Genomic DNA, 25436 nt, shown 5'->3' on the forward strand with positions numbered 1-25436 from the left:
GCGCCGGACATGATCGTACGGATGTGGGAGGCGCGCGCCGAGGCGTACGGCGTCGCCGACCTGATCACCTGGGTGTGCGAGACCGCACTGCCCGAGTTGGAGCACGACCCGCTCCACGTCTCCAGCGAGGTCTTCTCCTCCACCGACCACCGGGTGGTGGTCATCTCCAAGTGGCGCAGTACCCCGCGCCCGCTGCCCGATCCGCCCGCCCTGCTGGTGGCCCGCGCTCCGCACTCCTGGGACTTCACCCAGGTCGACCGCTGACGCGAGCCACCAACGAGCGGTGCTCAGCTGCGGCGCAGCATCCGGTACGTGGCGATTCCGCCGGTGCCCAGCGCGGCGAGGAACACCAGCCAGACGACGGTGCTGCTGACCCCGACCTGCGGGCCGGCGTTCGCGGCGGCGGCAGCCAACAGTCCGTCCTCACCGGGGGCGGGCAGCGCGGCCGGCGGCAGCTCCGGCCAGCGGACCAGCCCGGTGCTCTCCAACATCTGCATGTGGTGCTGGACGAACGTGTTGGCGTCCTCGCAGAGCTTGCGGACGGTGGCGTCCCGGGTGCTGGCCCGGACCGCGCCGATCACCGGGAAGATCTTGCCGTGGGCGACCCGGAGCCGGGTGACGAAGATCTGGTCGAAGCGGGCGCCGGAGGCCTTCTGCATCTCGGCCAGCCAGCCCTTCTGCTCGGCTGTCGGCTCGCTGGGGATGCTCGCGCCCAACTTGTTCGCCGCGTCCACCGTGAGCTGGTCGAGCCGCTGGTGCTCGCTGGCGATGCCGGCGCCGATCTCCCGGACCTTTGCCGACTGGCCCTTCTCGGCGGCCATCTGGCCGGCGGGCATCTCCCACAGCCCGGCCAACCGGACCCCGTTGAGCAGTGTCATGTCGGCGGCGTTGAGCTGCTGACCACCGGCGGGCGCGGCAATGGCCACGCCGGGCAGGACACCGACCGCCGCGACGATCGCGATGAGCAGCAGCGCCGCTCGGTGGGTCCGGTTGCCCAGTCGGCGATGGGCGGATCTCAGCGGTGCCATGTCTGTGGGGCCTCCTCGGTCCGGACCGAAACGCGTCTGGACCGGGCAGCCAGATCCTGCCGGCTGCCCGTCCGACCACTGGTACGGACTGATCACGCGATCAGTTCATCGGAGGGCGAGGCGGATCAGCGGGAAGCGGGTCAGGCGGATCCGCGGGTGACGGCGAGGAAGCCGCCGAGCAGCAGCAGGGTGAGAGCGGCGGCGGCGAAGAGCATCAGCAGCTCCCGACGCCCCTGCCCGACGGGCTCGCTGTCGACTGTCGGGTCGGGCAGGACCGGCAGGTCGCGGGTCAGGGCGGCCAGGTCACCGAGGGTGCGCGCCGTCCACACCGCACCGCAGCGATCGGAGAACTCGTCGAGGGTCAGCCGGCCCGCCGCGGTGTGCCGGTGCAGCTCGGCGACCACCCGGTTGCGGTCGTCGTCGGAAGCGCGCAGCTCGACATCCACGCTGGACAGCGTACGCGGATCAGCCCACGTCGAGGGGATCGGCGAGGAGTCGTTCGAAGGCCAACTCGGCGGCCCCGATCAGGGGGGCGTCCTCGCCCAACTTCGGCGTACGCAACCGGACGTGCTCCAGGCAGGCGGCGAGCGCGTTGGAGTTGAGCCGGCTGCGAACCTGGGCCGCCGACGCGAGGTAGAGGTCGCGCATGGTGCCGCCGAAGATGACCATCTCCGGGTTGAAGACGTTCACCAGGTTGGCCAGCCCGAAGCCGAGCCAGTCACCGGCCTGGCGGACCGCGGTCTGGGCGCGGGCGTCACCGCGGTCGGCGGCGTCGAACACGGCCAGCAGCGCGTCGTGACCTCGGGCGTCGGAGCGTCCCGCGGCACGGAGCAGACCGTGCTCGCCGATCTCGGTCTCCCAGCAGCCCCGGGAGCCACACTCACAGGGCCTGCCGTCGAGGACCACCTTCATGTGGCCGACCTCGCCGCCGTACCCACCGTGCCCGGTCAGCCGCCGGCCACCGGCGATGATGCCGGCGCCCACGCCGACGTCGCCGTACAGATAGAGGACGTTGTCGCAGCCGGCCGCCACCCCGCGCGCGTGCTCGGCGAACGCCGCGACGTCCGCCACGTTGCCCACCGTGACCGGCACCTCGATGCCCAGCTCGGCGGCGAGCGCCGCGCCGATCGGCTCGTCCACCCAGCCGGTGGTCGGGCCGAGCCGCACCAGGCCGTCGTTGCGGCGGACCATGCCGCAGACCGCGACGCCGGCACCGACGCAGATCGCGTCGCGCGGCACCGTCTGCTGCATCTCCTTGAGCGCGCCGGCCAGCAGCGGCGCGGCCTCCGCGGCCAGCAGGCCGCGGGGCCGGTCCAGCTCCCGGCGGTCCAGGACCGCGCCACCCAGCCCGATCCGGGCCGCGCGCAACCGGTCCACCTCCACGGAGTACGCGTACGCGTACACCCGGGCCGACGCGGGCCGGACGACAAGTGACGGTCGGCCGGCCCGGCCGGTTTCCTTTGGCGCTCCCTCGCTGACCAGTCCCACTGCGGACAGGTCGGCGGTGAGCGCGCCGATGGTGCTGCGGTTGAGGCCCAGCGTGGTGGTCAGTTCGGCGCGCGTCGTCGGCCCGTGGACGTGTACGTGTCGCAGCAGGGCACCGAGGTTCTGCCGTCGCACGTCGTCCTGACTCGGTCCTGGGCGCATCGTGGTGCTACCTCCCGCGCGGTCAGCGGGTGCCGGTGGCTGCCGCGCGGCGGCGGGAGAGCGCGTCGACACTGGCGGCGAGGAGCAGCACGACGCCGGTCACCACGTACTTGACTCCCGCGCTGTAACCCATCAGGCCCATTCCGTTTTCGATGACCGCGACCACCGCGCCGCCGAGTACGGCGTCGAGGACACGGCCCTTGCCACCGAAGAGGCTGGTGCCTCCGATCACCGCCGCGCCGACCGCGTAGAGCAGTACGTTACTGCCCCCGGTGTTCGGGTCGACGGAGTTGGCCCGGCTGGCCGCCACGATGCCACCGATGGCGGCCATGGAGGAGCAGATCACGAAGACCGAGATCCGGATCCGGTCGACGCCGATACCGGCCCTGCGAGCCGCTTCCCGGTTGCCGCCCACGGCGTAGATGTGCCGGCCGTAGCTGGTGCGTTGCAGCACGAAGGTCCAGATGACCAGCAGCACCGCGATGATCGGCACCACGATCGGCACACCCTTGAGCGAGACGATCAGCACGTTGCGGCTGCGCTCGAGGTTGAGGACGTACATCGCCGTGCCGAGGATGACGGCGAGCCCGCCGATCCGCAACGCGACCACCGCGATCGGGTCGGTGGTCAGACCACGGGCCGCGCGGTTGCGGTAACGCAGCAGTTGCACCGCCGCGTAGCCGACGACCGCGAGAGCGGTGAGCGCCCAGCCCAGCGCGGGAGCGAGGTTACGGTTGGCGATGGCGACCAGCACCTCGTCGCGGACGGAGATGTTGGTGCCCTCCTGCACGAGCAGCAGCACGACGCCCTGGAAGGCGAGGAAGCCGGCGAGAGTGACCACGAAGGACGGAATGCCGATCTTCGCGACCAGCAACCCGAGCGTGGTGCCGATGACCACGCCGGTGGCGACCGCGGCGAGCACGGCGACCCACCAGGGGTAGCCGAGCACGGTGACCACGTTGGCCAGTACCGCCGCGCAGACGCCGCTGGCGAAGCCGGCGGAGAGGTCGATCTCGCCGAGCAGCAGTACGAAGACCAGGCCCATCGCGATGAGCGTGACCGCCGCGCCCTGGGTGAAGAGGTTGGCGAAGTTGCCGGCCGACAGGAACGACGACGGCCGCATGATCGCGAAGACGGTGCAGAGCACGATCAGGCCGAGCACGGCCGGTAGTGCGCCGACGTCGCCACCGCGTACCCGACTCAGGTAGTTGCGGACGTGGCCCCCGACGGTCGGCGGCGGTGTGACGGCCGCGGGGCCGTCCTTCCGCACGGCGGTGGTGGTCATCGGGCGCCTCCTGAGATCGAGTCGGCCGGCTGCGGGCCGTCGCCGTTGCTGCCCGGGTCGGTGGCGAGGCCGAGCCCGCCCGAGCGCCCGGCGGTGATCAGCTCGACCACCTGGGCATGCGTGATGTCGGTGGTCTTCACCTGGGCGACCATCTGGCCGAGGTACAGCGCGGCGATCCGGTCGGAGACGGCGAAGACGTCGTTCATGTTGTGCGAGATGAGCACCACGGCCAGGCCGTTGTCGGCGAGGCGGCGGACCAGTTCGAGCACCTGGGCGGTCTGTGCCACGCCCAGTGCGGCGGTCGGCTCGTCCAGGATGACCAGCTTGCTGTTCCACAGCACCGCCTTGGCGATGGCCACGGTCTGGCGCTGGCCGCCGGAGAGGCTCGACACGTGCTGGCGCAGTGAGGTGACGGTGCGGATGGAGAGCCCGGCCAGGGTTTCGGCGGCGAGCTGTTCCATCGTCGGCTCGTCCAGGACGATGCCGCTGCGCCGCTCGCGGCCGAGGAACATGTTCTGCACGATGTCCAGGTTGTCGCAGAGCGCGAGGTCCTGGTAGACGACCTCGATGCCGAGCGTGGCGGCGTCGCGGGGGCTGCCGATGTGCACCGGTTCACCGTTGAACAGGAACTCACCGGCGTCGGTGGGGTGGATGCCGCTGATGCACTTCACCAGGGTTGACTTGCCGGCGCCGTTGTCGCCGACCAGAGCTGTCACTTCACCCGGGTGGACGGTCAGGGCGACGTCGCGGAGCACCTGGACGGGACCGAAGCTCTTGTCGATCCCGCGGAGTTCCAGCAGGGGGGTCGCGGACACGGGGGTCTCCTTAGGGGAGGGTCGGGGCCCGTCCGGCGGGCGCCGCCCGGCACGGGAGGGTGCTCCCGTGCCGGGCGGCGATTGTCGTCCCGGCGGGTACTGCGGCGTCCGTCAGCTGATGCCGGCGTCGGCGCAGAGCGCGGCGTACGTCCCGGTGCAGAGCTGCTCCTTGGTCACGTAGCCGTCGGCGACGACGTCCTTGACGTTGTCCTTGTAGATGGCCTTCGGGGTGAGCAGCACCGAGGGGACGTCCCGGTCACCGTCCTTCACCGACTGGCCGGTGTCCTTCTTCTCGCCCTTGGCCAGTGCGATGGCCAGGTCCGCGGCGGCCTTGGCCTCTTCCCGGACGGCCTTGTAGACGGTCATGCACTGGTCACCGGCGAGGATGTTCTGCAGGCCCTCGACGCTGGCGTCCTGGCCGGTCACCGGCACCTTGCCGTTGATCTTGTTCTTCTTCAGGATCGAGATGGCGGCGTTGCCGAGAGTGTCGTTGGCGGCCAGCACGCCGTCGATCTTGCCCTTGGTCGCGGTGAGCTGCTGCTCGAAGATGGTCGCGGCGGTGGGGCCGTCCCAGCCCGGCACGGCGTCGTCCGGGCCCTTGGTGTATTCCTTCGAGTCGAACTTCGGCTTGAGCACCGAGTCGTAGCCGGCCTTGAACAGGGTGGCGTTGTTGTCGGTGGGGGAGCCGTTCAGGTACGCCACGACCGGGTTCTTGGCACCCTTGTCGGTCAGGCACTTCGCCAGGCCCTCGCCCTGGAGCTTGCCGACGGTCTCGTTGTCGAAGCTGACGTAGTACTGGGCGGAGCCGCCGAGGGTGAGCCGGTCGTAGTCGATGGTGGCGACGCCCTGCGACTTGGCCTTGTCGAGCACGGCCTTGCCGGTGCCGGAGTCCAGGTTGACGATCATGAGGGCGGTGACGCCACTGGTGATCATCTGGTCGGCGATGGTCTGGAAGGCGGCCTTGTCGTTCTGGGCGTTTTGAATGTCGTACTGGACGCCGGCGGTCTTGAACGCCTCTTCCAGGAATCGACGGTCCGCAGTCTCCCACCGTGGCGAGGACTTGCTGTCCGGGAGGATCACGCCGATCTTGGGAGTCTTTGCGGAGGCGGCCTTGTCGCCGGAGTCGTCGCCACAGGCGGTCAAGCCGCCGGTCGTGAGCAGGCCCACGGCGGCGATGGTGAGGATCCCCTTACGCATGTGCAGGGTCCTTTCGGGGGTGGGGGAGGTGTTGTTTTTGTTGTGTCCGGCAACGTATTGCGCGTCACACCGCCTCCACAAGACCGCGCAGGTACCCAGTTTGTTGGCAGCGATAACAATTCAGCAACGCGACTGTTACTCCACGGGTATCCCACGGTGGAGTCGACGTAACGAGAGTCGTCAGCGGGTCTGCAACGGCGCGGTGCGGGCGTCGGTGAGCGCCACCAGATCCGGCGCGGCCAGTTCGAGTTGCAGGCCGCGCCGACCAGCCGAGACGTAGATCGTCGGAAGGTCCAACGCGGATTCGTCGAGCACGGTGGGCAGTCGCTTGCGCTGCCCGAGCGGACTGATCCCACCGCGTACGTAGCCGGTGGCCCGCTCGGCGACCGCCCGGTCGGCAAGCGCCGCCCGCTTGCCACCGACCGCCGCCGCGAGCGCCTTCAGATCCAACTCGCCGGTGACCGGTACGACCGCCACGGTGAGCGCGCCGTCGACCTCGGTCACCAACGACTTGAAGACCCGCTCCGGTGCCACGCCCAGCGCCGCCGCCACCAGCGCACCGTAGTTGGGGGCGTCCGGCGACACCCGGTACGGGTGCGTGCGATGCGCGACCCCGCGCCTGACCAACAGTGCCGTCGCCGGCGTGCCCTGTCCTGCCACACCGGCGACGCTAGTCCACCGGCCGACCGATCAGCACGGTCGGCGCCCCGGCGACCCGGGTGAGTACCAGGCTCGCCGCGACGTCGCCGGTCAGCCGCAGATCCCGCCGGAGTTGCTCCGGGGTGAGCGCCGAACCCCGCTTGAGGATCTCCACCCGACCCACCCGGCGCTCGCGTAGCAGTGCCCGCAGCCGCTTGAGCGAGAACGGCAGCACGTCGGTGATCTCCAGGCAGCGCGCGTACGGGGTGCGGGTCGGGCGGTCGGCGTAGAGGTAGGCGATGCTCGGGTCGCCGAGGGTGGCATCCAGTTCGCCGGCCAGTTCGGCGACGAGGTGCGCGCGGACCACCGCCGGGTCCGGGTCGTACAGGAAGCGCCGGGGCGGCCCGACCGGCGCCTCGTCGGCACCCGAGCCGGTCAGCTGGTGGCGGCGAGCCTCGACGCCCTGCTGCCGGTAGAGCGTGGCGCGGCGGGGCACCTCCGCCAGCTCACCGCACCAGAGCGCGGCCTCGACCAGGTCGCCGTCCACGCCGACCCACTCCGCCTCCGCCCCGGCCGGGATGAGCGCGTGGTCCAGCCCCGGCGCCACCTTGACCACGGTGCGCGGCACCCGCTCGGCCAGCCCGGTCACGAAATCCCAGGGTGGCGAGTAGGCGCGCGGGTCGAAGATCCGTCGTCCGGTGCCGCTGGTGCGGCGGGCCGGGTCGCAGAAGACCCCGTCGACGCGGGAGACGTCGAACGCGGTGGCGTCACCGCACTCGACGGTGAACAGGTCATCCAGCCCGGCCGCCGCGGCGTTGGCGGCGGCCATCGCGGCGGTCACCGGGTCGGCCTCCACGCCGTACACCCGGATGCCGGCGCGGGCGGCGGCCAGCGCGTCCGCGCCGAGGCCGCAGCCCAGGTCGGCCAGGGTGCGGACGCCGGCCGCGTGCAGCCGTGCGGCCCGGCGATCGGCGACCACCCGGCGGGTGGCCTGCTCCAGCCCGGGGCGGGTGAGGAACATCCCGGCGGCGTCCGGACCGAACTTGCCGACCGCCCGGTGACGCAGCTCGGCCTGGGTGAGCGCCGCCGCGGCCAGCGTCGGCGGCACCCCGGCCGCGCGCAGGGCCGACGCCGCGGCCAGCGGATCACCGCCGGCCAGCCCGGCCGCCGCCGTGAGCGCGGCCGACCCCTCGGGGGTACGCAGCGCCGCCAGCTGATCGAGATCCACCCCGTCATTGTCCGGGTGGACCCGGAAATCGGGCTGGCGGGGCGCGACTCGCTGGCACTCTCCTTGACGGAGTGCTAGCCACGGAATAACCTGCGATTAGCACTCTCACCCTGAGGGTGCCAGCTTCCGGGTCTCACGACCCGGGTGCGCACGCCAGGCGGACCGGCACCCGCGACGACGGCCCCGCCCGGTGGCATGAGGCAGATTGACGCTGGTTGGCCCCGCCGACCAGCAACGAAACCAGTACCCCAGGAGGGTATGCCCGTGACTACCGCGACCAAGGTTGCGATCAAGCCGCTCGAGGACCGCATCGTGGTCCAGGCGAACGAGGCTGAGACCACCACGGCGTCGGGCATCGTGATCCCCGACACCGCCAAGGAGAAGCCGCAGGAGGGCACTGTCCTCGCTGTGGGTCCGGGGCGCGTCGACGACAACGGCAACCGGGTTCCGGTTGACGTGCAGGTCGGCGACACCGTCCTCTACTCGAAGTACGGCGGCACCGAGGTCAAGTACGCCGGCGAGGAGTACCTGGTGCTCTCCGCCCGCGACGTCCTCGCGGTCATCGAGAAGTAAGCAACCGATCAGTGCCACTGCCCCGGTCCGGCTCGCCGGGCCGGGGCAATGGCGCTTCGAAGGGACATTTATGGCGAAGATCCTGAGCTTCTCGGACGACGCCCGGCACCTGCTGGAGCACGGTGTCAACGCCCTCGCGGACGCGGTCAAGGTCACCCTCGGCCCGCGCGGGCGCAACGTCGTCCTGGACAAGAAATTCGGTGCGCCGACGATCACCAACGATGGTGTGACCATCGCCAAGGAGATCGAGCTCACCAACCCGTACGAGAACCTTGGCGCGCAGCTCGTCAAGGAGGTGGCGACCAAGACCAACGACGTCGCCGGTGACGGCACCACCACCGCGACCGTGCTCGCCCAGGCGATGGTTCGCGAGGGTCTGCGCAACGTGACCGCCGGCACCAACCCGGCCGGCCTCAAGCGGGGCATCGACGCGGCGGCCACCAAGGTCTCCGAGGCGCTGCTCGGCCGTGCCGCAGAGGTCACCAGCAAGGAGTCGATCGCGAACGTGGCGACGATCTCCGCGCAGGACGCCACGATCGGCGACCTGATCGCCGAGGCGATGGAGCGGGTCGGCCGCGACGGTGTCATCACCGTCGAGGAAGGCTCCATGCTCACCACCGAGCTGGACGTGACCGAGGGTCTCCAGTTCGACAAGGGCTTCATCTCGCCGAACTTCGTCACCGACCTGGAGAGCCAGGAGTCCGTCCTCGAGGACGCGTACATCCTGGTCACCACCCAGAAGATCTCGGCGATCGAGGAGCTTCTGCCGCTGCTGGAGAAGGTCCTGCAGAACAGCAAGCCCCTGCTGATCATCGCCGAGGACGTGGACGGCCAGGCGCTCTCCACCCTGGTGGTCAACTCGCTGCGCAAGACCCTCAAGGTCTGCGCGGTCAAGGCCCCGGGCTTCGGTGACCGGCGCAAGGCGATGCTCCAGGACATCGCGATCTCCACGGGCGCCGAGCTGGTCGCCCCGGAGCTGGGCTACAAGATCGACCAGGTCGGCCTGGAGGTGCTCGGCACCGCCCGGCGCGTCGTGGTCGACAAGGAGAACACCACGATCGTCGACGGCGGTGGCCAGAAGGCCGACGTCGCCGACCGGGTCTCCCAGATCCGCAAGGAGATCGAGGCCTCCGACTCCGACTGGGACCGGGAGAAGCTGGCCGAGCGGCTGGCCAAGCTCTCCGGTGGCATCGCCGTCATCAAGGCTGGCGCCGCCACCGAGGTCGAGATGAAGGAGCGCAAGCACCGCATCGAGGACGCCATCGCGGCGACCAAGGCTGCGGTCGAGGAGGGCACCGTGCCCGGCGGCGGCGCCGCCCTGGTGCAGATCCGCTCGGTCCTCGACGACGACCTGGGCTTCACCGGTGACGAGAAGGTCGGTGTCTCGGTCGTGCGCAAGGCGCTCGTCGAGCCGCTGCGCTGGATCGCCCAGAACGCCGGTCACGACGGTTACGTCGTGACGCAGAAGGTCGCCGACCTGGACTGGGGCAACGGCCTCGACGCCGCCAAGGGCGAGTACGTCGACCTGGTCAAGGCCGGCATCATCGACCCGGTGAAGGTGACCCGCAACGCGGTCACCAACGCCGCCTCGATCGCCGGTCTGCTGCTCACCACGGAGAGCCTCGTGGTGGAGAAGCCGGAGCAGGCCGAGCCGGCCGCCGGCGGCGGCCACGGCCACGGTCACGGCCACCAGCACGGCCCGGGCTTCTGACCCGGTAGCGACACCTGTCGCGGGGCGCACCGTCGTACGGCGGTGCGCCCCGTTCGTCTGCTCAGGTCATTACCGAACGCTGACGTTGCTGGCTACCGGGCCGGATGATCACGCACACTGGGCCGATGAGCACCACGTCGCGGCGTTACGCCGCGCTGGCCGGAGTAACCGCCGCCGCCGTCGCGATCGGAATCGCCGAACCGGTGGCAGTGCTGACCGGCCCCCGGTCGGCGCCCCTGGTCGCGGTCGGCGGAGTGGTCGTCGACGCCGTTCCCGAGTCGCTGAAGCAACTCGCCATCGACCTCTTCGGCACCGCTGACAAGATCGCACTGCTGGTCGGCACCGGCCTGCTGCTCGCAGCGTTCGCCGCGCTGTTCGGCATGCTGGCGATCCGGCGACTGGCATTCGGACTTGCCGGCATCGCCGCGTTCGGTGTCATCGGCGTGGCCGCCGCCGTGACCCGCTCCGGTGCCGACGCGGCCGATGCGCTGCCGTCGCTTGTCGGCGCCGGGCTCGGCGCCCTGGTGCTCTGGTTGTTCATCGCCGGTCCGTTCGAGCTGGACCCCTGGCCCTGGTCACCACCCACACCGACCGTGCCGCCTGCCGCGCCGGTGTCGCCCGCCGCGCCGGTGCCTCCGGGCGGGCAATCCGTAGCGGCGAAGGAGCCGGTCGGGCCTGCCGACGTGGACCCGGACTCACGGCGACGGTTCCTTGCCGGGAGCGGGGCGCTGCTCGGCACGGCCGTGGTGGCCGGTCTCGGTGGGCGCTGGCTTGCCGGCCGGCGCGGGGTGTCCGCGGCCCGGGAGGCGATCCGACTGCCCGCGCCCGTGGCCCCCGCACCGGCCGTGCCGGCCGGCGCGGACCTCGCACTGACACAACTCGCGCCGTACGTCACCTCGAACTTCGAGTTCTACCGGATCGACACCGCACTGGTGGTGCCCCAGGTGGATCCGGACACCTGGCGGCTGCGTATCCACGGGCGGGTCGGCACCGAGCGGACCTACAGCTACGCGGATCTGCTGGCCCGTCCACTGGTCGAGCGGTACGTCACGCTGGCCTGCGTCTCCAACGAGGTGGGCGGGGACCTGATCGGCAACGCCCGCTGGCTCGGCGTACCCCTTCGGGAGTTGCTGGACGAGGTCGACCCGGACGACGATGCCGACCAGGTCGTCGGCCGGTCGGTCGACGGCTGGACCTGCGGCACTCCCACCGCCGCCTTGCGCGACGGGCGGGACGCGCTGTTGGCCGTCGGCATGAACGGTGAGCCACTGCCGGTCGAGCACGGCTTCCCGGTCCGGATGGTGGTGCCCGGCCTCTACGGTTACGTGTCAGCCTGCAAATGGGTGACCGAGCTGGAACTGACCCGGTTCGCCGACTTCGACGCGTACTGGGTGCCGCGCGGCTGGTCCGCCCAGGGGCCGATCAAGACCCAGTCGCGGATCGACGCGCCCCGGAGTCGTAACCGGCTGACCACCGGCCCGATCACCGTCGCCGGTGTGGCCTGGGCGCAGCACCGGGGCATCAGCCGAGTCGAGGTACGCGTCGACGGCGGCGACTGGCAGCAGGCGGAGTTGGCCCCGACGGTGTCGGTGGACACCTGGGTGCAGTGGTCCTGGCGTTGGGACGCCACGCCGGGTGAGCACCGGCTCCAGGTCCGTGCGACGGACGCGACAGGCGAAACCCAGACCGAGCGTACGCAGGGCGTCGTCCCGGACGGCGCCACCGGCTGGCACACCGTCACCGTCAACGTCCGCTGACCGGCCGTCGCGGCAACCGTCCACGATCCGTGACCGGCGTACGCAGCCTGCCGTATCCCCGATGACGCCACCTGGCGGACGCGGACCGGACCGTGTCGGGACAGGGTGAAGCCATGACTGTTACCGCACGAACGTTCACCATCGCCGGCCTCGTCGTGGGTGCCACGGGCATCGGCGTGCTGTGGGCGGCCGGGGTCGATTTCCCCATCGCCGTACCGCCCGGGATGATCATCCTGTTGGCCGGTGCCCTGTTCGTCGCGCTCGCGCCCTGGCGCTGGTCACCTGTGGTGGGCGCGCTGTTGGGTCTGTTCGTGGCCGTCGGGTTCCTGATCAGCCCGACCGGGGTGGACAACCTGCTCGGGCGGCACGGGGCCGACGTGGCGACCGGACAGGCGATCCAACTGGTCGGGGTGCTGACCGCGCTCGTCGCCGGGGCGCTCGCCACCCGCGCCGCCCGTCGGGTGCCGCAGCGTCACCGGTCCGAGCGGCTCGGGGTCCCTCGCTGAGGTCATCGGTGCGGAGATCCCTGGGCGGGGCATCGTGGGCGGGTCGACGACCTTCGGTGTCACCGTTGCCTCCCCCGTGCCGGCGCCTTCGCCGGCGGCGAGATCTTGGACAGTTTCCGTTCTCGCGTAACGGAAACTGTCCAAGATCTCCGAGCGTCCGCCCTCTGGCAGGGGTGGTCGCGCAGCGGGCGGCGCGTCGCGTCGTGACCCCCACACGCCGGCCAGACCCAGAAACGCCGCTGGCCGGCACCCGGGTTGCGGGTGCCGGCCAGCGGTCAGTGTCATGCGGTGGTGCGGTGGTGTCAGCTGTTCCAGTACTGGGCGACCAGGTCGGTGGCCTGCTGCTCCCACTGGGCGTACGCGTCGGGGTAAGCCGACACCTGGACGGTCTGCGCGGCCTCGGTCAGGGGCATGTCCTGCCAACCATCAACCTGGCGCAGGCCCTTGAGGAACGCCGTGGTCGAGTAGGCGGGGTCGGTGATCTGCTCCGGCGTACCCCAACCACTGGACGGGCGCTGCTGGAACAGGCCCAGCGAGTCGTGGTCGTTCATGTCGCCCAGGTGGCCGAGGTTGTCCAGCTTCGACTCCTGCAGGCTCGTCGCGATCGAGATCACCGCAGCCCGCTCCGGGAGGCCGGCCTTCTTCGTGGCGGCGATGATCGCCTTGACGTTGGCGGTCTTCTCCTCGTTGAGGTCGATGTGCGACTGCTCGCCCTGCGGCTTCGGCGCGGTGGTCTGCACGGCCGCCGCGACGGGCTTGCCCTCAACCGGGGTGGCGGCGTGGGCGGCGATCGGACCGGCGAACACACCACCGGCGAAGGCCAGACCAGCAACGGACAGGACACTCTTACGCATGATCGTGTTCATGGGGGTAGCTCCTTCGGGGGTAGGACACCCCAACCGCCAACGGGGGACAGGCGGCAGGGTGTGAGCACCTCGTCCGGCGCTGCACGTTCACAAGGGGGAAACTCTTGGGGAGTTCGGCGACGGCGGGCCGGGGTGGCTCCGTGGCACCGGGTCGGCAGCCTGCGAGCGGAGGCTCGTGGCGCCGGGTCCAGATGTAACGACCGGGGGGCCAGGGTCATTCCGGGGGCGGCCCATCCATCGGCACCCACGTGGAGGCGGTGCCTGCGGTCGCTCGTGGGAACTGTAACGACCGGGCTCGGGTCGGCATTCCAACCTGCGGTACCGGCATCCCAACCTCGTAGGTCAAGCGCGGGGCAGGTCGTGCTGCGATCGTCAGGGTGTGTAACGACCCCGGCCGGGCCATGATTCCGGCCCACGGGTGCGACCGGTCACCGGACAAACCTCGCATGTCACGCAGAGGCTACCGACGCGTGAGCGCCGAGAACCCCAGAACGGACAATCACCCCAGGTTCCCATCGCCGCTTGCCTCTCGGGTCGCCCAGTCGGCTTGATCCACTCGACATCATTGACCTCGGGGTGTCCGGCTGAGCGGGATGCCCCGATGTCCTTGACCCCGAGTCGATCACGACGGTGTTGGCGTCGAACGCGACGTGGCCGGCGGTCGATCAGCACGGTGCCGGCGGTCGAGCACGACGGTGCCGGCGGTCGATCACGACGGTGCCGGCGGTCGATCACGACGGCGGTGGCAGTGGGAACTGACCCGTCGACACGAAACCGCGCCCCCGGGGCGGAGGCGCGGTTCGGGATCGTGTGAGGTCAGGCGACGTGGCGTTGGGCCGGGACCGTCGACTTGTGTGGGCGACCCAGGCGGGCCTCCAGTCGGGCGACGTCGACCCGGGCGTGCCGGCGGTCGGCCAGGTCCTCCCAACCGACGGCGAGCAGTCGGAGTCGTTCGGACTCGCTGAAACCGCCCCAGACGCCGTAGGGCTCGCGGACTGACAGGGCGTGCGCGGCGCACTCGGCCCGGACCGGGCAGGCGCGGCAGACTGCCTTGGCGGAGGACTCGCGCCGCAGTCGGGAGGAGCCTCGCTCGCCGTCGGGGTGGAAGAACTGGGCACTGTCCCGGCCCCGGCAGGCACCGAGTCGCTGCCAGTCCCAGAGATCGACGATGGGTCCGGGCAGTCTACGTACGTTCGACATCAGCACCCCTCCTCCCGCGCGGCTCCGCGAGAATCCATATGGCCGGCATCCGGGCGGCGGGCCGCGCAGGCGCACCGTTCCCGGCCTGGCCCTCCCGGTACCCGGACTCTCGCCGACTCACACGTCTGTGATCGAAAACGTCCTAGAAATTGCGGCTTTTGCCCTAACTGTCGGAAAAGTTCGAAGGATTGCGGGGAACCCCCTCCCCAGCCGACCCCGTCATGGTCTGCTCGTTGGCGGAGAGGAGACCACAGTGCGTACCGTTCTTGTGTGCGTTCGGACACCACTCGCGGCCCAGCACCTTACTTCTGCTGCCGCGCGGCTGGGGTTGTCCGCGATCGTTCGTACCGCCGTCTCTGATCCTGAGGTGATGCTGCGGCTTGCCGAGCGACCGGCTGACGTGGTGCTGGCTGATACGGCCCTGACCCGGCCGGACAGCGCCGGCTTCGTCCGCCGGGTGCTGGCCCGCGCGCCGCAGGCCGCGGTGCTGTTGCTCGGCACCGAGGAGTCCGAGGCCGCGGCGGCCACCATCAGCGCCGGTGCCCGGGGTCTCATCCAGAATGTCGACCACGACCTGACCAGCGCGGTGGCGAAGGCGCTGCTGCTGCTCACCGCCCCCGGACGGGCGTCACGCCAGCGGATCACCGATCCCGCCCGGGACGCCGCGGCAGTGGGTGGTTCGGGCCGCTCGGGGCCGTCACCGCGTGGCTCCGGCGATCCCGGCTGGGCGGCCACGCCCGGCGAGGGGCAGGCGGGTGTGCCGTCGGTGCCGGTGCAGCGGGGTGACGACGAGGCCGAGTCGGCGACCGGCGAGTCGTCGGCGGATCAGGCCGATCCGGCCCGGCCCGCCCCGAACGCCCGGCCCAGCCGGGCGTCGATCGGGCTGACCGAGCGCGAGCTTCAGGTGCTGCTCGGCATGGCCGAGGGCAAGAGCAACGCGGAGATCGGTCGGGAGTTGTTCGTGTCGGAGGACACCGTCAAGACGCACGCCCGCCGGTTGTTCCGCAAGCTTGGCGCTCGGGACCGGGCACACGCGGTGGCAGCGGGCTTCCGGGCCGGCCTGGTCGCCTGAGGCGGGCCGCCGTCACTCGCTGACGGTCGGAGTGCCCGGCTCGTCCTCGGTGCCCTCGGTCAGGGTGTCGTGCACCCCGTCGGCGTACCCCCGGGCGTAGTCCCAGGTCACGTAGTGGTCCGGGTCGGGGTCGTAGGCGGGCTCGTGCACCCGGGGCCGACCGGAGTTGAGCAGGTGCCGAAGGTTGCCGCGGAGCAGGTCCCAGTCGAAGTAGTGCGGCTCCCGGCAGTCCTCGCATTCGATCACCAGCCCGCGGACCCCGATCGGGGCCAGCAGAGCCTGGTAGATCTCCAGATCGGCGAGGTCTTCCAGCACATCCTGCCGCTCGACGTCGGTCAGCGGATCCGGCGTCGCGTCGTCGCCCGGATCATCCAGGCCCGCGGTCGGATCGGCCGGGTCGCCGTTGAACGGGTCGATGGGCTCGTCGTGCACCCCCTCACCGTAGACCCAACGCGGCGCGAACGTCCGCCCCCCGGCCTTGCACCGGGCCGGCCTGCCACGGACGGGTCGCCCAGCTCACTGGGTACGATGAGGCGACGTGCCGGCACCGTGGCGTGCTCCGGTGCCCGCACGCGCCACCTCGCTGAAGCCCATTCGAGCAGCTCAGGGGAGCAATCGTGGAAAATTCGCCCAGCACCGACTTTGCGGCCGGCGCCGAGTACGCCGACCTGGGCGGCCACCTGCCCGAGCTGCCGGCCGGCTCTGCCCGGGTGGTACCGCTCGGTCTCACCTTCGATGACGTGCTGTTGCAGCCGGGCGAGTCGGACGTCGCCCCCAGCGAGGTGGACACCCGCACCCGGCTGACCCGGGAGATCGAGATCGCCATCCCGCTGGTCTCCAGCGCGATGGACACGGTCACCGAGGCGCGGATGGCGATCGCGATGGCCCGTAACGGCGGCATCGGCGTCCTGCACCGCAACCTCTCGATGGAGGACCAGGCCCAGCAGGTCGACCTGGTGAAGCGTTCGGAGTCGGGCATGATCACCAACCCGGTGACCTGTTCGCCGGAGGACACGGTGCGCGACGTGGACCGGCTCTGTGCGAAGTTCCGGATCTCCGGCCTGCCGGTCACCGACGCCGGCGGCGCACTGGTGGGAATCATCACCAACCGGGACATGCGGTTCGTCTCTGATCCGTCCACCCCGGTCCACGAGGTCATGACCAAGACCCCGCTGATCACCGCGCCGGTCGGGGTCACCAAGGCCGACGCGCTCGACCTGCTGCGCAAGCACAAGGTCGAGAAGCTGCCGCTGATCGACGAGGGCGGCCGGTTGCGCGGTCTGATCACCGTCAAGGACTTCACCAAGAGCGAGCAGTTCCCGCTGGCGACGAAGGACTCCTCGGGCCGGCTGCGGGTCGCCGCCGCGATCGGCTTCGGTGAGGAGTCGTACAAGCGGGCTCGGACCCTCGTCGACGCCGGGGTGGACGTGGTCGTGGTGGACGTGGCGCACGGCCACAGTCGGGCCATCGTCGAGATGATCCAGCGCCTCAAGCGGGAGACCGACGTCCAGGTGATCGGTGGCAACTCGGCTACCTACGCCGGTGCCCGCGCGTTGGCCGAGGCCGGCGCGGACGCCGTCAAGGTCGGGGTCGGCCCGGGGTCGATCTGCACCACCCGGGTCGTCGCCGGGGTCGGTGTACCGCAGATCACCGCGATCATGGAGGCGGCCCGTGCCTGCCGGCCGCTGGGTGTGCCGGTGATCGGCGACGGTGGCATGCAGTATTCCGGTGACATCGCCAAGGCCCTCGTGGCCGGTGCCGACTCGGTGATGCTCGGCAGCCTGCTCGCGGGCTGCGAGGAGAGCCCGGGCGAGCTGATCTTCATCAACGGCAAGCAGTACAAGTCCTACCGGGGGATGGGCTCGCTCGGTGCCATGCAGAGCCGGGGTGTGCAGAAGTCCTACTCCAAGGACCGCTACTTCCAGGACGACGTGATCTCCGACGAGAAGCTGATCCCGGAGGGGATCGAGGGGCAGGTCCCCTACCGTGGCCCGCTCGCCACCGTCGCCCACCAGCTTGTCGGTGGCCTGCGGCAGGGCATGTTCTACAGTGGCGCCCCGACCATCCCCGAGCTGCACCGGCGTGGCCAGCTGATCCGGATCACCGCGGCCGGGCTGAAGGAGAGCCACCCGCACGACGTGCAGATGACCGTCGAGGCGCCCAACTACCACTCCCGCTGACCCATCACCCCCAACCACCTGGAGTCCCCCATGCGTGACGTGGTCGAGATCGGGCTGGGCAAGACCGCGCAGCGCGGCTACCACCTGGACGACATCGCCATCGTGCCGAGCCGGCGTACCCGGGACGTCGACGACGTGTCGACCTCCTGGCAGCTCGACGCGTACCCGTTCGGCATCCCGTGCGTCGGCCACCCCTCCGACGCCACCATGAGCCCGGCCTCGGCGGTCCGGCTCGGTCAGCTCGGCGGTCTCGGCGTGCTGAACGTCGAGGGCCTGTGGACCCGTTACGAGAACCCGACGAAGGTGCTCGACGAGCTGGCCAGCCTCGACGAGGAGGCCCGTGCCACCAAGCGGCTCCAGGAGGTGTACGCCGAGCCGATCCGTCCGGACCTGATCGCCGAACGGGTGCGCGAGCTGCGTGCCGGTGGCGGCACGGTGGCGGTACGGGTCTCTCCGCAGCACACCCTGGCGCTGGCCCCGGTGATCCTGGACGCCGGGGTGGACATCCTGGTCATCCAGGGCACCATCGTCTCGGCCGAGCACGTGTCGACCACCGACGAGCCGTTGAACCTCAAGGAGTTCATCGCCGACCTCGACCTGCCGGTGATCGTCGGCGGCTGCACGGACTACAAGACGGCGCTGCACCTGATGCGTACCGGTGCGGCCGGTGTGATCGTGGGCATCGGTGGCGACGAGTGGTCGACGACCGAGTCGGTGCTGGGCATCCGGGTGCCGATGGCCTCCGCGATTGCCGACGCCGCGGCGGCCCGTCGCGACTATCTCGACGAGACCGGCGGCCGGTACGTGCACCTGATCGCCGACGGTGACATCCAGACGTCGGGTGACATCGCCAAGGCGCTCGGCTGCGGCGCGGACGCGGTGATGCTCGGTGAGCCGCTGTCGCTCTGCGACGAGGCGCCCGCCGGTGGCGCCTGGTGGCACTCGGCGGCGAGCCACCCGTCGCTGCCCCGGGGCGCGTTCGAGGTGGCCGGTGAGCCGCTCGGGTCGATGGAGGAGCTGCTCTTCGGGCCGGCGGACGAGGCGGACGGCCAGCTCAACCTGTTCGGTGGGCTGCGTCGGGCGATGGCCAAGTGCGGTTACCGCGACCTGAAGGAGTTCCAGAAGGTCGGCCTGGTCCTGGACCGCTGATTTTTCACAGACGCTGGAAGGCCGGCCCCGCGCGAGGCGGGGTCGGCCTTCGTCGCGCTACGCCCCGAATCCAACAAAAGGCCGATACCGGTCGCACGGTCGGCGCCGCTGGCTACGCTCGTCCTGACCCGGGGATCCCGCGCGGGAGGAGTCAGCATGGTCCGGAGCGGACGGACGCCCGCCGGCACCCGGCTGCTCGCCGCGCTGGCCTGCGTCGTCGGGCTGGTGTTGGCCGGGTGTACGGGCGAGCACCGCGACGGGTTCCGGCCCGGTGCGGCCGACGCCGGTGACCCGTACGTGCCGGGGCGCGGTAACGGCGGCTACGACGTCAGCCACTACGGCCTGGACGTCCGCTACGACCCGTCGACCGACCGGCTGACCGGTCGAGCCGTCATCACCGCCACGGCCACGCAGGACCTGTCCCGGTTCAACCTGGACCTGGCCGGCCTCGCCGTCGACGCCGTCCGGGTGGGCGACGCGCGGGCCGACCACCGCCGCGACGACGGCGAGTTGGTGATCACCCCACGTGCCGGTCTCCCGCGTGGCCAGCAGTTCACCGTGACCGTCGACTACGCGGGCGTGCCCACCGCCGCTGTGGACGGATCGTTGGGCAGCGGCGGCTTCCTGCACACCGCCGACGGCGCGATCGCGCTCGGCCAACCCGACTCCGCCGCCACCTGGTTCCCGGTCAACGACCACCCGTCGGACAAGGCCCGCTACGACCTGGCGGTGACCGTGCCGGACGGCCTGGCGGCGCTGAGCAACGGAGTGCCCGGGCCGAAGAGCAGCGCCGACGGCTGGACCACCTGGCACTGGTCGGAGCGCACCCCGATGGCCAGCTACCTGACCACGCTGGTGATCGGCGACTACCGGGTGGTGACCGGCACGCACGCCGGCCGACCGATGGTCACCGCGGTGGCGGCGAGCCTGCCATCGGCCGGCGGCGCGGCCACCTCACTGGCCCGCACCGGCGCGATCGCCGACTTCCTGGCCAGCCGCTTCGGCCCGTATCCGTTCGACTCGTACGGTGGGATCGTCGTCGCCGACGACCGGGTCGGGTACGCGCTGGAAACCCAGTCCCGCCCGGTCTACGGTCCCGCGTTCTTCACCGACGACCGGCCCAACCCGAGCGTCGTGGCGCACGAGCTGGCGCACCAGTGGTTCGGCGACAGCGTGTCGGTGGGCAGGTGGAGCGACATCTGGCTGAACGAGGGCTTCGCCAGCTACGCCGAGTGGCTGTGGGAGGAACACGACGGCGGCCGGACCGCGCAACGCAACTTCGAGCTCCAGTACGCGACCACCGACTGGTCGCAGCCGTCGGTCGAGCCGGGCCGGGAGCGGATGTTCGGTACGGCCGTCTACAAGCGCGGGGCGTTGGCCGTGCACGCGTTGCGTCGGACTGTCGGTGACGAGGTGTTCTTCCGGATCCTGCGGACCTGGACCACCGAGCGGGCGGCGGCCAACGCGACCACCGCGGACCTCGTCGCGCTGGCCGAGCGGGTGGCGGGTCGGCAGCTCCGACCGCTCTTGGACGCCTGGTTGGTGGGTGGCTCAGCGCCCACACTGCCGTGACGGCGCCGTGCTGCCCTGTCGATATGCTGCCGTCCGGGGCGGCGGGGACAAGCCCGTGCGCGGGGAGCGGCCCAGGCCGTCACGGGGAGGGTGTGGGATGCGGGTGCGGCGACGCGGACTGCGGATGGGCTCGGCTCTGCTGGTGACCGGGGCACTCGTCCTGTCCGGATGCGACTCGACGGGCTCGAGGCCCGCGCCGTCGCCGAGCGTGTCGCCCACTCCGTCGCGGACGTTCACCGCGGGCGCGCCGGGGGCCGGCGACGCCTACTTCCCGAGCTACGGCAACGGCGGCTACGACGTCCGACGGTACGTGGTCAAGGTGCGCTACGACCCCGCGAAGGACAGACTGACCGGTACGACCACCGTGCAGGCCACCGCGACGGCCGACCTGTCGACGTTCAACCTCGACCTGGCCGGTCTCACCGTCACCGCGGTCAGCGTGGACGGTGCGCCGGCGACGCACCGCCGCGAGCGGAACGAGCTGGTGATCACGCCAGCTTCCGGTCTGGTCAACGGCAACGGGTTCGTCGCCGAGATCGCCTACGAGGGCGTGCCGAAGCCGCTGAAGAACGAGACCCTCGGTGACGGTGGATTCCTGCACACCCCCGACGGTGCCATCGCGCTGGGGCAGCCCGAGTCGGCCAGCACCTGGTTCCCGGTCAACGACCACCCGTCCGACAAGGCCACGTACGACTTCGAGATCACGGTTCCGGACGGTCTCACCGCGGTCAGCAACGGCGTTCCCGGCGGCAAGGCCAGCACGGGCGGGTGGACCACCTGGAAGTGGTCGGAGAAGTCGCCGATGGCCAGCTACCTGAGCACGATGGTGATCGGCGAGTTCCGGATCACCACCTCCACGCACCGGGGGAAGCCGGTCTACAGCGCGGTCGCGATCGCGGCAAACGGTTCCGCGGATTCGGCGATCGCCGAGACCACAAAGGTCGCCGACTACCTGGAGACCGTGTTCGGGCCGTACCCGTTCGACGCGTACGGCGGTGTGGTGGTCTCGGACAGCCGGATCTCCTACGCGCTGGAGACGCAGAGCCGTCCGGTCTACTCGGCAGGCTTCTTCCGGCAGGGCCCGAACACCGCGGTGGTCGCCCACGAGCTGGCCCACCAGTGGTTCGGCGACAGCGTCTCCCTGGGCACCTGGGAGGACATCTGGCTCAACGAGGGCTTCGCGACGTACGGGGAGTGGCTCTGGGCGGAGCACACCAGGGATTCCACGGCCAAGGAGGCGTTCGACAACCGGTACGCCAGGGCACCCGAGAAGGTGTGGAAGACGCCGCCGGGCAAGCCGGGGGCGAAGGAGCTGTTCAGCGAGTCGGTCTACCAGCGCGGTGCGATGACGCTGCACGCCCTGCGGGTGTCCGTCGGCGACAAGGCGTTCTTCGAGATCGTCAAGACCTGGGCGGCGGAGAAGCGGAACGGCACCGCCACCACCGCCGAGTTCGTGGCGCTCGCCGAACGCATCTCCGGCAAGCAACTCGACCAGGTCTTCGACGCCTGGCTCTACGGCACCAAGAAGCCGGCCCTGCCCAAGCGGCTCTGACCGGGGTCAGTTCCTGACGACCAGGCTGGGGTTGGCGGCGAGGTAGGCGTCGGCGCGGCCGGCACGGAGTTCGCTGATGAACTTCCGGCCGACACTGGTGAGCTGCTCGCCGCGGTAGGCGCTGCCCTTGCCGACGCCGGAACCGGGCAGGCCGACGAGCGTGAAGCGGTTCGCCGGCACCCCACCCAGGGCGTACGCGAAGTCGACGATCCGCGGCCCGCCCGCGTACACGAGGGTGTCGCCGAGGGCGCTGACCACCTGGTCGACCCGCTCGGGTTGCCGGGCCAGGCCCTCATCCAGGATCTTGCGGGTCAGCGCCTTGACGAGTTGCTGCTGGTGCCGCTGCCGGGCGTAGTCGCCACCGGTGATGTAGCGCTGCCGCGCGTAGTCCAGTGCCTGCCAGCCGTTGAGGTGCTGGTTGCCCTTCTCGTAGACCTGCTGCGGCCCGGTGTATCCGCCGGGCGCGGTCTGCCGGTACTTGCCGTTCGGCTGCCGGTGGCGCGACTCGACCCGCTGGTCGACGTAGATGTCCACTCCGCCCAGCGTGTCGACCAGCCGGTCGAACCCGTTGAACGTGAGCACCGCGCCGGCGTCGATGCGCAGCCCGGTGTATCCGCTGACCGTGCTGCGCAGCAGCTCGTACCCCTGGGCGGTGCTTGGTTGTTTGGGTTTGCCCGGCACCCGGCTGCCGAAGCTCATGGCGTGGGTGAGCTTGGTCTTGCCGCCCTTGTAATCGGCCTTCGGGAAAGCCGGGATGTCGACCAGCAGGTCGCGGGGGAGGGAGAAGAGGTATGCCTGACCCAACCCCTGGGGTACGTGCAGCACCAGCACCGCGTCCGCGTGCGGCTCCCAGCCGGGCACGCTGACCCGGGTGTCCACACCGACCAGCAGCAGGTTGAGCGGGCCGGTGATGCCCGCGCCCGGTGGCGGGCCGCTGGGACTCGGGGTGGGTGTCCCGGCCGGTGACGGCGTCGGCGAGCCGGTCGCCGGAGCGCCGCTCGGCTTGCTGTCGCCGGTCAGCCGGGTGATCACCACCGTGGCGGCCGCGATCAGCGCGACGGCGGCGAGGGCCGTCAACCCCAGCAGCAACCACCGTCGGCGCGGCGCCATCGACCCGAGGATCATCTTGGATTCCTTCCACCCGTCTGGTGAACAACGCTCCGACGGGTGCTCCGGGTTGCGGCCGGAATGCGTCGGGTCGGTCGGCCGGAGCATGATCGCGCGAAAACTGGCGCTGGCGCGAGCGCTACTCGCGAGTAATGATGCGTCCATGCGGTACGACGTGGTCGTCATCGGATCCGGCTTCGGCGGCAGTGTCACCGCGCTCCGGCTGGCCGAGAAGGGCTACTCCGTCGCCGTGCTGGAAGCTGGCCGGCGCTTCACCGACGACGAGTTCCCGCAGACGTCCTGGCGGGCCCGCCGCTTCCTCTGGGCGCCGAAGCTGGGCTGCTACGGCATCCAGCGGCTCACCCTGCTCCGCCCGGCCGACCGGCGGTCCGGCGGAGGGGTGCTGGTGCTGTCCGGCGCCGGGGTGGGTGGCGGCTCACTCGTCTACGCGAACACCCTCTACGAGCCGCTGCCGGCCTTCTACGCCGACCCGCAGTGGCGGGACATCACCGACTGGCGTGCCGAGCTGGCCGGCCACTTCGACCAGGCGAAGCGGATGCTCGGCGTCACCACGTACCCCCTGGAGACCGGCGCGGACCGCGCCATGCGGGCGGTGGCCGAGCGGATGGGGGTGGGGCACACCTTCCACGCCACGCCTGTCGGTGTGCACATCGGTCGTCCCGGCCAGCGGGTCGCCGACCCGTACTTCGGTGGTGCCGGCCCGGAGCGCACCGGCTGCCTGCACTGCGGCTCGTGCATGACCGGCTGCCGGCACGGGGCGAAGAACACGCTTGTCAAGAACTACCTCTGGCTGGCCGAACAGCAGGGCGTCACGGTGCATCCGCTGACCACGGTGACCGCCGTCCGACCGGCGGCGGGCGGCGGGTACGAGGTGCGTACCGAGCGCACCGGTGCCTGGCTGCGCAGGCGGCGGCAGGTGGTCCACGCCGACCAGGTGGTGTTCGCCGCCGGGGCGCTCGGCACCCAGCGGCTGCTGCACGCCATGAAGGCCGACGACGTGCTGCCCGGGCTCTCGCCCCGCCTCGGCGAGCTGACCCGGACCAACTCCGAGGCGATCCTGGCCGCCTCGGTGTCCCGCCGACGGGCCCGGTCCGAGCGTCTGGACTACACCGAGGGGGTGGCCATCACCAGCTCGTTCCACCCCGACCCGCAGACCCACGTCGAGCCGGTCCGCTACGGGCGGGGCTCCAATGCGATGGGGCTGCTCCAGTCGCTGCTTGTCGACGGCGGTCCGCACCGGGTGCGGCGCTGGCTGGGCAGCATGCTGCGGCAACCGGGGCTGGTCGCCCGGATGCTGCCCGTGCGCGGCTGGTCGGAACGGACGGTGATCGCCCTGGTGATGCAGTCGGTGGACAACTCGCTGACCACCCGGTGGCGGCGCGGCGCGCTCGGCCGTCGGCTGGTCACCGGGCCGGGGCATGGCACCCCGAGCCCGACCTGGATCCCGGCCGGCAACACCGCCGCCCGACTGCTCGCCGACGAGATCGGCGGCACTCCCGGCGGCCCGCTCACCGAGCCGTTCGACATCCCGATGACCGCGCACATCCTGGGCGGCGCGGTGATCGGGGCGACGCCGGCCGACGGGGTGATCGATCCCTGGCACCGGGTGTACGGGCACCCGGGGCTGCACGTGGTCGACGGCGCGGCGGTCTCGGCCAACCTCGGCGTGAACCCCTCGTTGACGATCACCGCCCAGGCGGAACGGGCGATGGCCTTCTGGCCCAACAGGGGCGAGGAGGACCCCCGCCCGACGCTCGGCTCCCCGTACCGCCGGCTCGCGCCCGTACCCCCGCGCCACCCGGCGGTGCCGGCGGACGCCCCGGGAGCGCTGCGGCTCTAGGACAGCGGCTTGCGGAGGATGTGGTTGAGCCCGAAGTCGGTCTCGCTGACCCGGACGTCGTGGTAGCCCAGTCGGTGGTAGAAGCCGTGCCCCGTGATGCTGGCGCCGGTCTCCATGTGGTCGTGGCCGTCAGCGCCGGCCAACCGCTCGATGTGGCGCATGAGCCGGCGGCCGACACCCTGGCCGGCGCGGTCCGGGTCGACGAACATCGTGTAGACCTTGTTGCCGTCCCGGGACACGGTGCCGACCACCCGCCCGCCCTGCTCCGCGACGAACACCTCCCGGACGGTGGCGAGTTCACGAAAGCGGGCGGCGTCGAAGTGCGCGCACATCCGCTCGATCAGGTCGGCCGCGTAGTCACGGCTGTTGACCTCCCGAAGGCACCTGGCGACGAGTACGGCAAGCAGCTCGGCGTCGGTGTCCCGGAAGGGCCGTACGGTCACCTCGGTCACACCTGTCCTCCGTCCGGCCGTCATCGCCCCGCGTCGATC

General features: G+C 71.0%; 24 protein-coding genes. 11 read left to right on the forward strand and 13 right to left on the reverse strand.

What is annotated here, in order from left to right; translation table 11 throughout:
• The first annotated feature begins 9 nt into the window (after positions 1–9).
• A complete protein-coding gene (locus AB0C01_RS11050) occupies positions 10–264 on the forward strand; it encodes a hypothetical protein (protein ID WP_357253474.1) in 255 nt (84 codons plus the stop codon).
• 23 nt (positions 265–287) lie between these two features.
• Here the strand turns inward: AB0C01_RS11050 and AB0C01_RS11055 are convergent, their stop codons facing one another.
• The 8 genes from AB0C01_RS11055 to AB0C01_RS11090 all read right to left on the reverse strand — a co-directional run bounded on the left by AB0C01_RS11055 (position 288) and on the right by AB0C01_RS11090 (position 7839).
• Entirely contained in the window at positions 288–1028 is a 741-nt protein-coding gene (locus tag AB0C01_RS11055) for a DUF4142 domain-containing protein (protein ID WP_357253472.1), read from the reverse strand.
• A 140-nt stretch (positions 1029–1168) separates the two neighbouring features.
• Positions 1169–1474, reverse strand: coding sequence for a DUF1707 domain-containing protein (locus AB0C01_RS11060; protein ID WP_357253471.1), 306 nt, complete (start codon positions 1472–1474; stop codon positions 1169–1171).
• A 19-nt stretch (positions 1475–1493) separates the two neighbouring features.
• Positions 1494–2675 (reverse strand): ROK family protein, encoded by a 1182-nt coding sequence (locus AB0C01_RS11065; RefSeq protein ID WP_357253469.1) that lies wholly within the window; start codon positions 2673–2675, stop codon positions 1494–1496.
• Between the two features lie 22 nt (positions 2676–2697).
• A complete protein-coding gene (locus AB0C01_RS11070) occupies positions 2698–3960 on the reverse strand; it encodes an ABC transporter permease (RefSeq protein ID WP_357253467.1) in 1263 nt (420 codons plus the stop codon).
• Positions 3957–4775, reverse strand: a complete 819-nt coding sequence (locus AB0C01_RS11075; protein ID WP_357112382.1) for an ATP-binding cassette domain-containing protein — start codon at positions 4773–4775, stop codon at positions 3957–3959. Before AB0C01_RS11075 ends, AB0C01_RS11070 begins: the two co-directional genes overlap by 4 nt.
• Before the next feature lie 111 nt (positions 4776–4886).
• Positions 4887–5972 (reverse strand): substrate-binding domain-containing protein, encoded by a 1086-nt coding sequence (locus AB0C01_RS11080; RefSeq protein ID WP_357253464.1) that lies wholly within the window; start codon positions 5970–5972, stop codon positions 4887–4889.
• 180 nt (positions 5973–6152) lie between these two features.
• On the reverse strand, positions 6153–6632 hold the full coding sequence (ybaK, locus tag AB0C01_RS11085; RefSeq protein ID WP_357253462.1) for a Cys-tRNA(Pro) deacylase: 480 nt from the start codon (positions 6630–6632) through the stop codon (positions 6153–6155).
• Positions 6633–6642: 10 nt separating this feature from the next.
• Positions 6643–7839, reverse strand: coding sequence for a methyltransferase domain-containing protein (locus AB0C01_RS11090; protein WP_357570926.1), 1197 nt, complete (start codon positions 7837–7839; stop codon positions 6643–6645).
• Positions 7840–8097: 258 nt separating this feature from the next.
• On the opposite strand from AB0C01_RS11090, the gene groES reads away from it, so the two are divergent.
• The 4 genes from groES to AB0C01_RS11110 all read left to right on the forward strand — a co-directional run bounded on the left by groES (position 8098) and on the right by AB0C01_RS11110 (position 12386).
• A complete protein-coding gene (groES, locus tag AB0C01_RS11095; protein ID WP_030330046.1) occupies positions 8098–8412 on the forward strand; it encodes a co-chaperone GroES in 315 nt (104 codons plus the stop codon).
• A gap of 70 nt (positions 8413–8482) precedes the next feature.
• The gene (gene groL / locus AB0C01_RS11100) at positions 8483–10123 is read left to right on the forward strand and encodes a chaperonin GroEL (RefSeq protein ID WP_357253458.1); all 1641 of its coding nucleotides are present in this window, start codon (positions 8483–8485) and stop codon (positions 10121–10123) included.
• A gap of 125 nt (positions 10124–10248) precedes the next feature.
• Positions 10249–11880: a molybdopterin-dependent oxidoreductase gene (locus AB0C01_RS11105; protein ID WP_357570927.1), complete on the forward strand. Its 1632-nt coding sequence runs from the start codon at positions 10249–10251 to the stop codon at positions 11878–11880.
• 113 nt (positions 11881–11993) lie between these two features.
• Positions 11994–12386 carry a hypothetical protein gene (locus AB0C01_RS11110; protein WP_357253454.1) on the forward strand — a complete coding sequence of 131 codons (393 nt, stop codon included), beginning with the start codon at positions 11994–11996 and terminating at the stop codon, positions 12384–12386.
• 302 nt (positions 12387–12688) lie between these two features.
• Here the strand turns inward: AB0C01_RS11110 and AB0C01_RS11115 are convergent, their stop codons facing one another.
• Together AB0C01_RS11115 and AB0C01_RS11120 are read right to left on the reverse strand one after the other, a co-directional pair.
• The gene (locus tag AB0C01_RS11115; RefSeq protein WP_357570928.1) at positions 12689–13252 is read right to left on the reverse strand and encodes a hypothetical protein; all 564 of its coding nucleotides are present in this window, start codon (positions 13250–13252) and stop codon (positions 12689–12691) included.
• Positions 13253–14068: 816 nt separating this feature from the next.
• Entirely contained in the window at positions 14069–14452 is a 384-nt protein-coding gene (locus AB0C01_RS11120) for a WhiB family transcriptional regulator (RefSeq protein WP_357247129.1), read from the reverse strand.
• Positions 14453–14705: 253 nt separating this feature from the next.
• Between AB0C01_RS11120 and AB0C01_RS11125 the strand changes: the two genes are divergently transcribed.
• Entirely contained in the window at positions 14706–15524 is an 819-nt protein-coding gene (locus tag AB0C01_RS11125) for a response regulator transcription factor (protein ID WP_357247126.1), read from the forward strand.
• Between the two features lie 12 nt (positions 15525–15536).
• On the opposite strand, the gene AB0C01_RS11130 is transcribed toward AB0C01_RS11125, so the two are convergent.
• Complete coding sequence (locus tag AB0C01_RS11130) at positions 15537–15956, reverse strand: DUF5319 domain-containing protein (RefSeq protein WP_357247123.1); 420 nt, start codon at positions 15954–15956, stop codon at positions 15537–15539.
• A gap of 185 nt (positions 15957–16141) precedes the next feature.
• Here AB0C01_RS11130 and guaB point away from each other — a divergent pair, with 185 nt between their 5' ends.
• From guaB to AB0C01_RS11150, 4 genes are all read left to right on the forward strand, one after another.
• Positions 16142–17704, forward strand: coding sequence for an IMP dehydrogenase (guaB, locus tag AB0C01_RS11135; RefSeq protein WP_357247120.1), 1563 nt, complete (start codon positions 16142–16144; stop codon positions 17702–17704).
• A gap of 30 nt (positions 17705–17734) precedes the next feature.
• Positions 17735–18853 carry a GuaB3 family IMP dehydrogenase-related protein gene (locus AB0C01_RS11140; RefSeq protein ID WP_357247117.1) on the forward strand — a complete coding sequence of 373 codons (1119 nt, stop codon included), beginning with the start codon at positions 17735–17737 and terminating at the stop codon, positions 18851–18853.
• Positions 18854–19009: 156 nt separating this feature from the next.
• Positions 19010–20425, forward strand: a complete 1416-nt coding sequence (locus tag AB0C01_RS11145) for a M1 family metallopeptidase (RefSeq protein WP_357570929.1) — start codon at positions 19010–19012, stop codon at positions 20423–20425.
• Positions 20426–20522: 97 nt separating this feature from the next.
• The gene (locus tag AB0C01_RS11150; RefSeq protein ID WP_357247111.1) at positions 20523–21977 is read left to right on the forward strand and encodes a M1 family metallopeptidase; all 1455 of its coding nucleotides are present in this window, start codon (positions 20523–20525) and stop codon (positions 21975–21977) included.
• Between the two features lie 6 nt (positions 21978–21983).
• Here AB0C01_RS11150 and AB0C01_RS11155 read toward each other — a convergent pair whose 3' ends face one another.
• Positions 21984–23102 carry an LCP family protein gene (locus AB0C01_RS11155; protein WP_357247107.1) on the reverse strand — a complete coding sequence of 373 codons (1119 nt, stop codon included), beginning with the start codon at positions 23100–23102 and terminating at the stop codon, positions 21984–21986.
• Positions 23103–23247: 145 nt separating this feature from the next.
• Between AB0C01_RS11155 and AB0C01_RS11160 the strand changes: the two genes are divergently transcribed.
• Complete coding sequence (locus AB0C01_RS11160) at positions 23248–24945, forward strand: GMC family oxidoreductase (RefSeq protein ID WP_357247104.1); 1698 nt, start codon at positions 23248–23250, stop codon at positions 24943–24945.
• On the opposite strand, the gene AB0C01_RS11165 is transcribed toward AB0C01_RS11160, so the two are convergent.
• On the reverse strand, positions 24942–25397 hold the full coding sequence (locus AB0C01_RS11165) for a GNAT family N-acetyltransferase (protein WP_357247101.1): 456 nt from the start codon (positions 25395–25397) through the stop codon (positions 24942–24944). The genes AB0C01_RS11160 and AB0C01_RS11165 overlap by 4 nt on opposite strands.
• Positions 25398–25436: the final 39 nt, after the last annotated feature.

Source organism: Micromonospora sp. NPDC048905, from assembly GCF_040649655.1.
In the GTDB taxonomy this organism is placed as follows: domain Bacteria; phylum Actinomycetota; class Actinomycetes; order Mycobacteriales; family Micromonosporaceae; genus Micromonospora.